This window comes from Halomonas sp. SCS19 (assembly GCF_040147015.1).
GTDB classification, from domain to species: Bacteria; Pseudomonadota; Gammaproteobacteria; order Pseudomonadales; family Halomonadaceae; genus Halomonas; species Halomonas litopenaei.
Genome location: NZ_JAMSHN010000004.1, coordinates 1 through 12,899 on the forward strand (window position 1 = coordinate 1; position 12,899 = coordinate 12,899).

General features: G+C 56.7%; 10 protein-coding genes. 9 read left to right on the forward strand and 1 reads right to left on the reverse strand.

What is annotated here, in order from left to right; translation table 11 throughout:
• Positions 1 to 498 precede the first annotated feature (498 nt).
• The 9 genes from NFH97_RS21080 to NFH97_RS21120 all read left to right on the forward strand — a co-directional run bounded on the left by NFH97_RS21080 (position 499) and on the right by NFH97_RS21120 (position 12,181).
• On the forward strand, positions 499 to 3,072 hold the full coding sequence (locus tag NFH97_RS21080; RefSeq protein ID WP_349625575.1) for an EAL domain-containing protein: 2,574 nt from the start codon (positions 499 to 501) through the stop codon (positions 3,070 to 3,072).
• A 327-nt stretch (positions 3,073 to 3,399) separates the two neighbouring features.
• On the forward strand, positions 3,400 to 5,133 hold the full coding sequence (locus tag NFH97_RS21085) for a PilZ domain-containing protein (protein ID WP_349625576.1): 1,734 nt from the start codon (positions 3,400 to 3,402) through the stop codon (positions 5,131 to 5,133).
• A 1,388-nt stretch (positions 5,134 to 6,521) separates the two neighbouring features.
• Complete coding sequence (locus NFH97_RS21090; RefSeq protein ID WP_349625577.1) at positions 6,522 to 6,950, forward strand: helix-turn-helix domain-containing protein; 429 nt, start codon at positions 6,522 to 6,524, stop codon at positions 6,948 to 6,950.
• Between the two features lie 185 nt (positions 6,951 to 7,135).
• A complete protein-coding gene (locus NFH97_RS21095; RefSeq protein WP_349625578.1) occupies positions 7,136 to 7,825 on the forward strand; it encodes a DUF3800 domain-containing protein in 690 nt (229 codons plus the stop codon).
• 94 nt (positions 7,826 to 7,919) lie between these two features.
• A complete protein-coding gene (locus NFH97_RS21100; protein ID WP_349625579.1) occupies positions 7,920 to 8,147 on the forward strand; it encodes a hypothetical protein in 228 nt (75 codons plus the stop codon).
• Positions 8,148 to 8,989: 842 nt separating this feature from the next.
• Complete coding sequence (locus tag NFH97_RS21105) at positions 8,990 to 9,340, forward strand: hypothetical protein (protein ID WP_222164389.1); 351 nt, start codon at positions 8,990 to 8,992, stop codon at positions 9,338 to 9,340.
• Positions 9,341 to 10,650: 1,310 nt separating this feature from the next.
• On the forward strand, positions 10,651 to 11,526 hold the full coding sequence (locus NFH97_RS21110; protein ID WP_349625580.1) for a replication initiation protein: 876 nt from the start codon (positions 10,651 to 10,653) through the stop codon (positions 11,524 to 11,526).
• 69 nt (positions 11,527 to 11,595) lie between these two features.
• Positions 11,596 to 12,003, forward strand: coding sequence for a helix-turn-helix domain-containing protein (locus NFH97_RS21115; protein WP_349625581.1), 408 nt, complete (start codon positions 11,596 to 11,598; stop codon positions 12,001 to 12,003).
• Positions 12,004 to 12,031: 28 nt separating this feature from the next.
• The gene (locus tag NFH97_RS21120) at positions 12,032 to 12,181 is read left to right on the forward strand and encodes a hypothetical protein (RefSeq protein WP_349625582.1); all 150 of its coding nucleotides are present in this window, start codon (positions 12,032 to 12,034) and stop codon (positions 12,179 to 12,181) included.
• 15 nt (positions 12,182 to 12,196) lie between these two features.
• On the opposite strand, the gene NFH97_RS21125 is transcribed toward NFH97_RS21120, so the two are convergent.
• A complete protein-coding gene (locus NFH97_RS21125; RefSeq protein ID WP_349625583.1) occupies positions 12,197 to 12,763 on the reverse strand; it encodes a tyrosine-type recombinase/integrase in 567 nt (188 codons plus the stop codon).
• Between the last annotated feature and the right edge of the window lie 136 nt (positions 12,764 to 12,899).

Genomic DNA, 12,899 nt, shown 5'->3' on the forward strand with positions numbered 1-12,899 from the left:
TTCGGAAATGCGTTACGCTGGCCCTCACGTATCTACCGCGTGGCCCAAAGCGCTGCCGTTATTCTATGAATACACCCTTCTGAAAGACTCACAAATATTCTTTTAAAACAACACCTTATGAATGATTCTAACATGCTCGCCGCACCGTCCTCTCCGCTCTTGGAAGAGCACAGATACACAGTCGAAAGCTATATAACGACGAAACGTCGCCAGATCAGGTGGGTAGTGGTAAAGCAGACGCGGGCGTTTAACGTCGAAACCCGGGAGATCGTTTCGCGCCATACAAGTGAAAAGAAAGCGAGATCAGAAGCTTCCATCTTATCATTCTCGAATAAAAACCATTAAATATCAAAAACTTATAAAAATTCACAAGGCATTATTGCCTGGCCCATTGAAGCCATTTCTTGCCTAGCTTGATTGAGTTGTTCAGTATCGGGCCACTCATCAGCCTCCTAACAAATACAAACTACAAGGAGGAATACCCATGGAGGCAAGTGCGTGACCGACGATCTCACCCTGCTGGAGGCGCAGCAGGACATTCATGAACTGATCGCCCAACAGGCCCCCCTCGAGACAACCCTGGACGCTATCGCTCGCTGGATTGGCATTTTGTTGCCCGGTGCCATTGTGGCCTTCATGCGTTTCGACCCAGCACGCTGCACCCTAAACTTATTCCCAAGCGAGCGCTTCTCGCGTGACTATTACAAACGGCTCCAAGACGTCCCCATAGGGGAAGGCGTAGCTTCCTTCGGTGAGGCAGCCTACCGGCGCCGACAGGTCATCACAGAAGACATTCAGACGGACCCTAGGTGGTCGTCATTTCGCAGTGCGGCGCTTGCCGAAGGGCTGCACGCTTGCTGGTCGAGCCCCGTGCTCACCAACCAGGGTGAGCTGCTGGGAACGTTCGGTACCTACTACCGCGAACCCATCGCCCCCAGCGAGATGAGCCGGCGACGACTGCACCAAGCCGCAGCCCTGATCGCCCTGGCGGTCATCAGGGACCGAGACATTCGCCACCATCGTACGCTGGCCGAGTGGCACCACTCGCTGTTCGTGAACCACCCTGACGGGGTCTATGAGTTTGACCTGGAGGGTCGCTTCCAACGGGGCAATACCGCCTTGGAAAAGATCACCGGATACACGGAAAAGGAGATGTTAGGCCGCCACTTCAATGAGTTCATCGCCCCCGGCTATCGTGAATTGACCCAGAAAGCTTTCGATGCCGCCAGGCATGGCGCGGCGCGCCATTACGAAACCGTGGGCGCGCATGCCGACGGGTACCGCTACCATCTCGAGATTACCAACTTCCCGGTCACCATCGAGGGTGAGATCGTCGGTGTCTACGGCATCTGCCGTGACATCACCGAACGCAAACACCAAGAAGCCTCGCTTCGACTCCTCCAGCGAGGGATCGAAGCCAGCCCCAATGGGGTGCTGATGGCAGATGCCTCCCAGGACCAGATGCCGCTCGTCTACGCCAACGAAGCGTTCTGTCGGCTGACAGGCTACGACCTCGATGAGGTGCTCGGTCGAACCTGTCATTTCTTGCAGGGGGAAAAGACCGACCCCACGGCCATTGCCACGATACGCCAGGCGCTACAGGCGAAAACGAGCGCTCAAGTCACACTGATTAACTACCGCAAGGATGGCACGCCTTTCTGGAATCGCCTGGCGATCAGCCCGGTCACAGATGAGACGGGGCGCTGCACCCACTTTATCGGCACTCAGGAAGACATCACTCGAGAGCGCCGCCAGGAAGCCCAAATTGCCTACCAGGCCACCCACGACCTGCTCACCGGCCTACTCAATCGCACGGCCCTAGATGACCGTCTCGAGCAGGACTACCGGTGGAGCCAGCAGAACCGGCGTCTCCTGGCAGTGCTGCACCTCGACCTAGACGGCTTCAAGACCATCAATGATGGCCTGGGGTACCGTGTCGGTAACCAGTGTCTGATCACCATCGTCACGCGTCTCCAACAGCTGCTAGGCCCCTTCGACACCTTGGCACGCCTTACCGGTGACGAGTTCGTCTTCCTGATGCCGGACCTGACAAGTCGCGACGAGGCAACCGACGCGGCCGGCCGCGTCCTCGCCGCCTTCGAGCAAGCGTTCAAGGTCGATGACCAAGCCCTCCACATCAGTACCAGCATCGGGATCGCCTGCAGCGATGAGGCGGTCCAACATCCCCATGAGCTACTGCAGAAGGCAGGCCTGGCAGTGGAACTGGCGAAGAAGCAGGGGCGTAACACCTGGCAGTGGTATCAGGGTCAAGGTAAGCATCACACCAGTGAGCACGTACTGCTGCGACATGACCTCCATACCGCACTGCGCGACAACCAGTTCGAGCTTCACTATCAACCGATCGTCGATGCCGTCAGTGGCCACATCCGCAGCCTTGAGGCACTTGTCCGCTGGCATCACCCCAAGCAAGGCATGGTGCCACCCGGTCATTTCATCCCCATCGCCGAGCAGACCGGGCAGATCATTCCCCTCGGCCGCTGGGTGCTGAAACAGGTCTGCCAGCATCTCGCCAGCATACGTGCCAAGGGAGAGCGAGTGTTTCCGGTCGCCGTCAATATCTCGTCGCTACAGTTCCGCCGTGATGGCTTCCTTGAAGAGGTACAGCGCATTCTGGACGAGACGGGGCTCCCTCCCGAGTTTCTTGAGCTGGAACTGACCGAGAGCATCCTGCTGGGCGGCGCCGAGCAGGCGATCGAGATGATTGACACCCTGCGCGGTATGAGCATTACCGTCGCCATCGACGACTTCGGCACCGGCTTCTCCAGCCTCAGTTATCTGCGCGACCTGCCGATCCACAAGATCAAACTGGACCGTGCGTTCATCCGTGACGTCCTCACCAGCCGTAACAATGCTGCCATCGTCCAGGGCATCATCACCATGGCCCATCACATGGGCCTGGTGGTGGTAGCAGAGGGCATAGAGGAGCGCGCGCAACGAGAGGATCTGGTACAAAGAGAGTGCGACCTGCTGCAAGGCTATCTCTTCGCCAAGCCGATGCCGTGGGAAGCGCTCGCGACGCTCCCCGACCAGCTTCCCGTGCCTAAAGCATGAGATCGCCCCTCTAACGAGTTTCCGCCGACTCTAAAGCTTGAGAGTCGGAGAAAGGCAGGGGGTTACAGGGACGCACCTCTTGACCGGAGGCGATGCTACCACCCAGCCCGCATAGGGAAGGAAGAGGGCTGGGGTGGACACGTAAATATGTTGCTGCCTCGCGAGGCCTACCCCCTACAGAAGATCAATAAACCACTGTTCCCAGGCCGTCTTTTCCGCCTCACTCTCATGCTCTATGTTAAAAAAATATATAGTCAACCATTACATAAAACACATGTACCGTTGACATAAAAATCAATACTATTATTACATAATCAGGTAACTTACATGGCTCCCCCCGTCCTACATGAAAACCCTTCTGCTACCGTGATTCGTTCGCTGCTGCAACACAACTATGAGATATCCCTGTACGCCAAGAGCATGGCCTACCCACTGAAGGCTGTGGTTCACGAACTCGACCTTAGCAGTGGCCACTTGGTGCTAGAGGTGGAGTATGCCGGACAGAATATAGAAAAGTACCTGACAGACAGCGGCATCAGCTTCGATCTGGAAGCCATGAAAGGCAGCCAGATCATGGAGCGTGATACCTACAGCCTCAGCAACGTCGAAGCCAAACTGCTCAAGACTGACAGCACGCTCTATCGTCTGGAGTGCCAGCTACCAGAGTCAGTGTTCGTTACCGAGCAGCGCGGGGCGATCCGCATCCCCTTCGTACTGGGCATGCAGGCGCGCGTCAGCCTGGAGATCTACCTACACGAGCTCAGTGTGCCGGGGCGGCTACGCAACCTGTCAGTAGGAGGCTGCATGGTCGACATCGACCTTGCCGAGAGTGTCGCCATCGGTGTGGATCAAGAAATCCCCGGGGTTACTATTGAGTTTCCCAACGGCGAAAGCTTCTTCGCCGAAGGCAAAATTCGCCACATTCGTCCCTTCGGTAACCACGGCTATGCCGCAGTCGGCATTCAGTTCATCAACATGCCCCCCCCCCAGATGGAAGCGCTGTTTCGCTATGTGAACGAATCCGAACGTGAGGCCGCCTATCGCACCGGGGCCAATGACAAGATGAACTACCACGCCCCACTGTTCATCCCCGGCGCTAAGGAGAAGAAAATCCTGCAACGCGAAGCCCAGGAACGCGAGAAGCGCGCCCGTCAATCCCCCATGGAACGTGGCGTCATGGACGTGGCGCATCAGGTCCAGGTGGGGCTGATGTACATGAAAACTCGCGACCTATTCCCCGAGGAGATCTTCTACGACTGCGTCGACACCCTGCGTTACCTGGTAGAGCAGGACCGCAAAGCGTTTCTCTATGCACTGGCCTTCCTGCGCGACGAGCCCGACTGGGTACGCCATGCGGTACAAGTCGCCGGCTACCTGGCCGACATGATGCTGGCTCGCGATCCCTACGATACTCATGTGCGAGAAGCCGTACTGGGCGCCCTGCTCCACACCATGGGTAAACCGCTGCTGATTGGCCCTCAGCTTCCCTCACTGAAGGTCAACATGAACCCAATACAGAAGGGCATTCTCCAAGGCCATGTGAGCGCGCTACAGCGCAAGCTGCAAGAGCTCGACTGGACACCCAGCCCTACCTGCCGTGACATCATCAAGAACGCCAACGAGCGCCTGGACGGCACCGGCTATCCCACTGGCAAACGTGGTGATCAGCTCTCGGGTAGGGTCCGGCTGATCTCTATCATCAAGGCGGTCAACAAATTGATGCACGTCCGCAACGGCATCCCGCCACGGGCTCCGCTAGACGCTTACCGCATGATCCACGAGGCGGCATCAGCCTATGACAAGACGGTGCTGGTGGAGTACATCCAGGCCTACGGACTCTATCCGATTGGCAGCCTGGCTAAGTTTTCGGGGGGATTCCTCGCCTGGGTCATGGAGATCGATGCCAAGGGTATACCCAGCCAGGTGAAGGTGATCAAAAACCTACGTTTCCCCGACACCAACATCTACAGCGAGCTGGGCCGTAACGACTTCGCACTGATCGGCAAGCTGGAGGATATCGTCAATCCGGCCGACTACGGAGTAAAACTCATCAAGGTCTAACAGGAGAAGAATGCCCCTGGTGACATGACGAGCTATGCCTAGAGTGTAGGGAAAAGCTTAGCGGCTCCCTCATGCCTGAAAGCCCATAAGCACAAAGCCAAGCCAAAAAGCGAGAATTAGTCACGCCTATAAGGCATATTGGAGTTCTGCTCGTTCTGTACGTCGCGCGGGGCATGGCGGTTGTCCCGATAACTGTCTGGGTTTCAGTTAAAAACCAGACAGTACCAGCCGCCTTGGGGAACGTCATTTCAGGGATGGTCGCGCCGGCTATGCTGCCGGCGCCGGCAGGTGGGGGTTTCCACCGATACGGTCGTCCTGTCCAGCAGGTGGGGGTTTCCACCGATACGGTCGTCCTGTCCAGCAGGTGGGGGTTTCCACCGATACGGTCGTCCTGCCCAGCAGGTGGGGGTTTCCACCGATACGGTCGTCCTGTCCAGCAGGTGGGGGTTTCCACCGATACGGTCGTCCTGCCCAGCAGGTGGGGGTTTCCACCGATACGGTCGTCCTGTCCAGCAGGTGGGGGTTTCCACCGATACGGTCGTCCTGCCCAGCAGGTGGGGGTTTCCACCGATACGGTCGTCCTGTCCAGCAGGTGGGGGTTTCCACCGATACGGTCGTCCTGCCCAGCAGGTGGGGGTTTCCACCGATACGGTCGTCCTGTCCAGCAGGTGGGGGTTTCCACCGATACGGTTGACCTGCCCAGCAGGTGGGGGTTTCCACCGATACGGTTGACCTGCCCAGCAGGTGGGGGTTTCCACCGATACGGTCGTCCTGTCCAGCAGGTGGGGGTTTCCACCGATACGGTCGTCCTGTCCAGCAGGTGGGGGTTTCCACCGATACGGTCGTCCTGCCCAGCAGGTGGGGGTTTCCACCGATACGGTCGTCCTGTCCAGCAGGTGGGGGTTTCCACCGATACTGTTGACCTGCCCGGCAGGCGTGGGTTGCCGCTGATGTCCGTGACGTCATAGGCGTTTAAGACGAGCGCTCTGGGGGCAAAGCCCATCCTCCGGAACCGTCTAGGTTTCAGTTGAAAGCTAGACAGCATCACGCCATCTAGCTTCCACCGTCCCACAGCGCAAAAAAGGAGGGGATCCCCACCTTTCCGTCACATCACCCCATAATCGCCAAGATAAGCAAGGCGAGGACAAGAACCCAAGCTTCACGAGGAGACATAGAAGACCTCTTCTACCAGGTGGCCCGCGCTTATCAGCATACGTACACTATGGGTGCCAATACCTCTAGCGTGCTCATGCTGTCCCAGATGGCGGCAGGAGTACCTCTGGAGCCTTACGATGCCGGTTTTTCCGGCATTTTTTTGTTGACTACGCGTCATTTTGACGCTAAAATACACGACATATTGTCATACTAAATATAATCAAGGGGATTATATGTTCACCGGATCGCAATTGCAAACAGGAAACAAAGACATAGGAAGCTCCGTCGACGAGAACCGTCGCTCCCTGCGTGCAAAGTGGGGAACTACCGTGATCGAGGAAGGCTGGACCCCTGTCCCGGTGAGGCTCCTCAATGGTCAGCACAAGCTTGGGATCAAGCCGTCAGAAATGACTGTCCTGCTACACCTACTGAAGCATTGGTTCAATGCCGATGATGAATACGTCTTTCCAAGGCAAGCGAGGATCGCAGGAGCATCGGGAATGAGTGTGAGAACCGTTCAAAGATCCATTGATTCTCTTGAACACAAAGGTCTGATTTCAAAAGAAAAAAAGCAAAGCGAAGGAAGCATTTATCAGCATAACCACTACAGCCTAGCCCCACTCGTTAAGAAGGTTCAGGCCCTAGACCTCACAGAGGCGTGATTTTTCACGTATGAAAGGTGTTGCATGTATGCCTTCCCCCTCCTAAAATCCGCATTGCGGTAGGAAACAAATTTGGCGGGCTGCCTTCACTGCGGTGCGCTGAGCTTGATAGCTCTTTCCGCCGCCTTCCCCCTACCTTCAAAAACACCTAATATAGCTCAAACCTTGTTTACTTAAGGCGAGCTATGTTTCTTCTATACGCAGATGAGTCAGGTTCCCCAGGCGGTCCGGATCAAGAACACTTTGTCCTAGCTGGTGTTAGTGTTTTCGAAAGATCTGCTCATTGGCTCTCTATAGAGCTAGATAAGATCGCATCTAGATTCAATGAGCAATCCCCCAGCGATGTTGAGCTTCATGGCTCCCCTATGTTTGCAGGGAAAAACTCTTGGAGAAGGCATCCTAAACAAAAAAGAGTTGATGCCATAAAAGATGCTCTGAGATTAATTGATGGCCGAAGATATAGAATCTTTGCGTCAGTTGTTAGAAAGGGGGCAATTTCTCCAGAAGACCCTGTTCACTGTACTTTTCAGCAATTGGTTACTAGATTCGATCATTTCCTAGCTAGAGAGCATAATCATTTCAACAACACTCAGCGCGGGTTGATAATTTTTGACAAAAGCCATAAAGAGGCTCCAATACAATCTCTTGCCACCCAATTCAAAGTCGATGGACATGAGTGGGGAAACTTAAGAAACATGGCTGAAGTCCCTGCCTTTATCGACTCTAAAGCCACTCGCCTTATTCAGCTTGCGGATTTGGTCGCTTACGCAATACATCGAAAATATGAAAAAGACGATACCCAGTTTTTTGAAGTCATAAAAAGAGGTTTTGACTTCTATGGTGGTGTCCAGCATGGTTTCCATTCCATTCTTTAACATGATTACGCGGCTTATCTTGACGCCATAAGCGTGACTATTTCACGCCTATATGTCACACTGAAGCTTCTTCTCGCTCAACGAGGAAAAAGCCATGGCTCTCGATCGGATCAAAGACCTCAACCAGGTCTACCAACACGGCAACGTGGTCGAATGGGAGTCCCCTCAGGGACAACGTTATCGTTACGAGCGAAACCGCGGCGCGGTGGGACGAGAGCTGGACGCCGTAAAGCCACAGCACGAATGGTATGTGCTCGAGAAGAATGACCTGACACACGCCAAGCGGCGTGTGTTCGATTTGATCAACGAAGATGAGTTCTGATGGGCCGTAAACGCATGATAGCTGTGGCTGCCATTTGCCGGACGTTATGTCGGACAAAAAAGTGCTTTGACCGGCATGGTTGAGCGGTTTTTCTTCAAGCTTGTCCGACACTCTGTCAGACGAATGGCAGCCACGTTCTTTGAGTTAGGCCTTTTTTCATAAATAAAATCAAACGAATAAATCCACCCGACAGTGTGCGTATGGTGTATCGCTTCCACCATTAAGGATTGCCTGCCCAAAACTCGATCAGAAAACCTAAGCATGGCGCACCGCCGGGCTTAAGGAAGGTATCCCATGGAATCGACCGCGCAGCGGTCGAAATAGGTCAAAGGGGGGGAGGTGTGGCGATCCTAACCTTGGGGGGGGCTGGGTGTGTGATTTCGCAGTTCACACAAGGTGCTGGGGAGGAGGAGCAAGGCACCGACCCACAAAGGACTGGTCAGTAGTATCCCGCGGAGTATGTCGTTCATGGCAGAGCCTCGATGGGTTGGTGGGATCGGCCCATAGGGCCGATGGAGGGACGCGCAGTGGCCCAGTAACGTCTTCCTGCAGAACCGGGGCGCTCGGTCGTCCTAGGCTTACGGGTGGAGCCGCCCCGGTTTAAAACTCACGTTGCAGTACCACTGCCGCTGCTATTACCAGTACCAATGTTGCCATAGTTCATGAGTCCTCGAACATGTCCTGCGTGTCGGCGCAGCGCCCTGTCTTCGCTTCTTCGAGAAGGCGCCAGGCCGCATCTTCGTAAGACTCTCCCGGATAGGCATTGGCCTCAATTGTTGCTCTAGGGACGCCGTAGAGAGCCCCTGAGGGACGCCCTAGTCAAAGAGACCCAGGAGTGATCCATGGCCCGTAAACGTGAAATTGTCCCGAGTGAAGCCCAGCTATGGCTTGGCGTGCTGCTGGATGCGGCCTTCGACCCGACCTCGAAGACGCTGGATCTCGCCCGCAGCGCCGAGATCGCCAATCAGCATGCCCAGGCGCAAGGCTCACGGGACACCTTGCGCCTGACCGCCCGCGATGGCAAAAAGCAGCTCCTGAGCCTAGCCGATGACCTAACAGCCTACCCCGAGGACTACAGCGACCAGCGTCGAGCGGAACTGCTCCTGACCTGGTCCGAGCGATGGGTGCAAGCCGATGACTGGTCCAGACTCACGGCCCGAGTGCGTAAACGCCGGCAACGGATGGCCAGATAGGCTGACAACCAACCGCTGCTGCCAGAGGCATCCTGCTGGATGCCTCTACTTACTTTTTGCTTATCAAATGCTTACTAATTGATAACCATACGACTACCACATGATAACCTTATGCTTACCATGTGTTACCAATCACCAGCCATCCGCTTACTATATGACAACTTTATGTTTACCAGATATTACTAATTGCTAACCATCTGCTTACCACTCAAGGCACAAGTGCCTTGAGGACGATAAGTACGCCCTTAACGCTCCCAGACACCGCCGACTTGATGGGTATTGGTCACGCCATAGAAGTTTCCTTAACCAAGTGCCAGCTTATACACCATACGCCATCCTGGACACACACTAACTCTTTGATAATAAAAGAGTTAGTGTGTGTCCAGGATGGCAGCAATGTGGTCCCTACATGGCCCCATAATGACTGGCAGCCCCCATTGGGCCTAGCATTTAGGGACCACAGGAAGGACCACAGGCCAGAGGCATCGTTATCTCAACCGTTAAGATCGCGCTTCGCGGGCCAGGACGCTGCCTCCTGGTGTTAAGCTCCCGGTGGGGGTGGGCTTGGCTAAGAGAGTTGTCCAGTTCATCGTGTGAAACTGGTCCTCCATCAATCTACTAGGGAGACGAGCACCGATGGCCGACACCATTGCTCCGCTTTTGCTCCTGTTCAGCCCCGGCATGAGGGCTGTTCCCCTCCCTTGCCCCACCGCGGAACCCGCTCACCGCCTCGCTTCGCTCGTTGGGCGATACGCCGCTCGATGCGATCGAGGGCGGCGCTAAGCTTGCCCTCGGCTAGATCTCGCGCCGTACCCGGGAGGACTATCCCGCGACAGCGGGATGTAGGCGCGTCAGCGCCGATCATCTGGGTTTGGGTGGGCGATAGCCCACCGCCCTGCCGAACCTTTTGCTGAGGATCTGTAGGAGCTGACACGGCGGAGCCGTCCCCAGGGCGGCGCAGCCGCGTAGCGGCTCGAAAGCCGCCCTAGAGGCGCGCTGAGGGCGCCACATCAGCTAGGCCGCCGAAGGCGGGGCGTAGGGCGAGGAACGAGCCCGGAGGGTAGGCGAGCGCGTATGCGCTCTTTTCTGTCCTTTTCCCCTTTTCCCCTTTTAGGCTGCGTAATTCACTGATTTGTATTGGATTTTAGGGTCAAAAGGGGAGGGATTCAGGGTCAAAAGGGGAGGGATTCAGGGTCAAAAGGGGAGGGATTCAGGGTTGTAGAGGGGAGGGATTCAGGGTTAAAAGGGAGAGAATAAAACCCTCCCTATAAAGGGACACTGTAGACACACTCCCTACTGGAGCCCCAAGGATGAACGAGCCCCAGGTTTACAAGAGCAATGCCCTGGTTGAAGCATCTTACCGCCTCACTCCCGCTGAACAGCGCATCATGCTGGGCTGTATCACCCAAGTACGCCGGGATCAGCCGCTCACCGATGAAGTGATGTATAGCGTCAGCGTAACCGACTATGCCGCACTCGTAGGTACTGACTCCCACTCAACCTACAAAGAGCTAGCCGATGCAGCCCTCCGGCTGAAACGCCGGGAGGTGTGGCTGCGGGAATACCCCAATGGTCAAGGAAAGAGACCTAAGACCCTGGTGACTAGCTGGGTCCAATCCATTGCCTACGTCGAGTCAGAAGGTCGTGTCGAGCTGAGGTTCACAAAAGACATGCTGCCATACCTGACACAGCTTACGGAGCAGTTCACGCGCTACGCGCTCGAGGACGTGGCCAAAATGACCAGCGCCCATGCCATGCGGCTCTATGAGCTTTTGTGCCAGTGGCGGGGAGCGGGCGAGCGAGAGATGCCTATCGAGTGGCTTCGTGAGGCGTTCCAACTAGATGGTAAGTACCCGGCCATAAAGGATCTGAAACGGTGGGTGATAGAACCGGCCACAGCACAGATCAACGAGCACAGCCCGCTATGGGTGAAGTGGGACCAGCGAAAGACCGGACGCCGAGTGTCCCATTTGGTGTTCACCTTCGGCGAGAAAGCCCGGGAAGGCACCCAGAAGTCCTGCAAGAGGAAAACCAAGGTCAAGGGCAGTGAAAAGGCCTCTAACGCCTCAGGATCGATCTTCAGGATTCCTATGGCGGTTATCGAGGCACACGCTCGCCCTGGTGAAGCTAACGAGGACGTCGCACTGCGGCTTCTTGAAGAACGCAAAAGCGCCACTGAGGCCTGATTTTTCACGCTTCTCGCGAAGTCGGGCTAGGATATCTGCAACGACAGGCCTGCAACCAACTAGGCACCCATGCAACTGACTATCCCGAAAGCGGCAAAACTGTACGGCAAGCATCGCTCTACGATACATCGTCATATCGAGTCAGGCCGCTTGTCATGCGGCTTCCGAGGAGATGGAACTCGTATCATAGAGATGGCCGAGCTCATCCGATGCTACGGTGAACCCGAGCATCTTCCGGACGATATGCAACCAGTTGCAACACCTCGTCAGGAAGACATGCAACAGGCGATGTTGCAGGCGTTGCAGGCCATGCATCAAGAGCTTGTAGCGCTGCGAGAAGAGGTAGCCCAGCTGAAGCAACTTCCCCCACCCACAAATGCAGACCAGGGCAATCAGGATCCCCCGGAAGCCGTCCAGGAAACGGACAGCGATCCCCACGGTCTCAGATCGCTCGCCCGGTCGCTGTACCAGCGATGAGAGCTGAAACGCCCCAAGAGGCAACAGGATGCAACCACCTGCCCCACCCCACGAGCCAGACCAGGCACCGACCGAAGAGCGCGAACCGCTGAAACGTCTACGCGGCAGCGTCAGAGAACTGATCGAGCCGTTCGAGCCGGTCGGCGAAGACGATTGGGACGCCCTGCGCGATTCCTGACACCATCCCAGATGGCTAGAAGCTCAGCCGCTCGAACGGCCGCCCGGTGAGGGCGGTATAGGCCACGGTGTTCTGGATGTTGGCGTGGCCCAGGAACTGCTGCACGGTGCGCAGATCCACACCCTGGTTGATCAGGTGCACGCCACAGGCGTGACGCAGGGCGTGCGGATGCCACTTCACGCCCAGCACCCGCTGGCTGAGGCGATGCAGCAGGCGCCGGAAGCCATCGGCACTGATCGGCGTCCCGCGCTCGCTGACGAACACCAACCCCGCCGCACGGCCGCTGTCGCGCTGATAGCGCTTGAGCGCCCGCACGGTGTCGCCCTGGAGCGGGTGCGTGCCGTCCCAGCTGCCCTTGGCGCGGGTGACGCGCAGCTCGTGAGTCACCAGGTCGACGGCCGACCAGCGCAGCCCCACCAGCTCCGAGACCCGCAGCCCATGCTCGAAGGCCAGGCGCAGCATCAGCGCGTCGCGCCGGCCATGGCGATTGTGCCGAATCGCGCCGCGCATCAGCCGGTGCACCTCGTCGCGGGTCAGATGCTGACGGCCGCGGGTGGCGTCGTTGGCGGCGCGGCTGCGCACTGTCCGGGTTTCAGTGGCTGGCGAGGCTGTCAGGGCGGGGGGTCGGGGGCTATCGGGCACGGGCGGGAGCGCTCCTGGTTGCGAGTACTGTCCGGGTTTCAGTTGAAAGACAGACAGTATTACACGACACCTGCTA

What these genes read in the sequence shown, in the direction of transcription:
- NFH97_RS21095 (WP_349625578.1), top strand. Translation starts at nt 7,136, where the DNA reads ATGTTTCTTCTATACGCAGATGAGTCAGGTTCCCCAGGCGGTCCGGAT.
- NFH97_RS21115 (WP_349625581.1), top strand. Translation starts at nt 11,596, where the DNA reads ATGCAACTGACTATCCCGAAAGCGGCAAAACTGTACGGCAAGCATCGC.
- NFH97_RS21105 (WP_222164389.1), top strand. Translation starts at nt 8,990, where the DNA reads ATGGCCCGTAAACGTGAAATTGTCCCGAGTGAAGCCCAGCTATGGCTT.
- NFH97_RS21085 (WP_349625576.1), top strand. Translation starts at nt 3,400, where the DNA reads ATGGCTCCCCCCGTCCTACATGAAAACCCTTCTGCTACCGTGATTCGT.
- NFH97_RS21110 (WP_349625580.1), top strand. Translation starts at nt 10,651, where the DNA reads ATGAACGAGCCCCAGGTTTACAAGAGCAATGCCCTGGTTGAAGCATCT.
- NFH97_RS21100 (WP_349625579.1), top strand. Translation starts at nt 7,920, where the DNA reads ATGGCTCTCGATCGGATCAAAGACCTCAACCAGGTCTACCAACACGGC.
- NFH97_RS21090 (WP_349625577.1), top strand. Translation starts at nt 6,522, where the DNA reads ATGTTCACCGGATCGCAATTGCAAACAGGAAACAAAGACATAGGAAGC.
- NFH97_RS21120 (WP_349625582.1), top strand. Translation starts at nt 12,032, where the DNA reads ATGCAACCACCTGCCCCACCCCACGAGCCAGACCAGGCACCGACCGAA.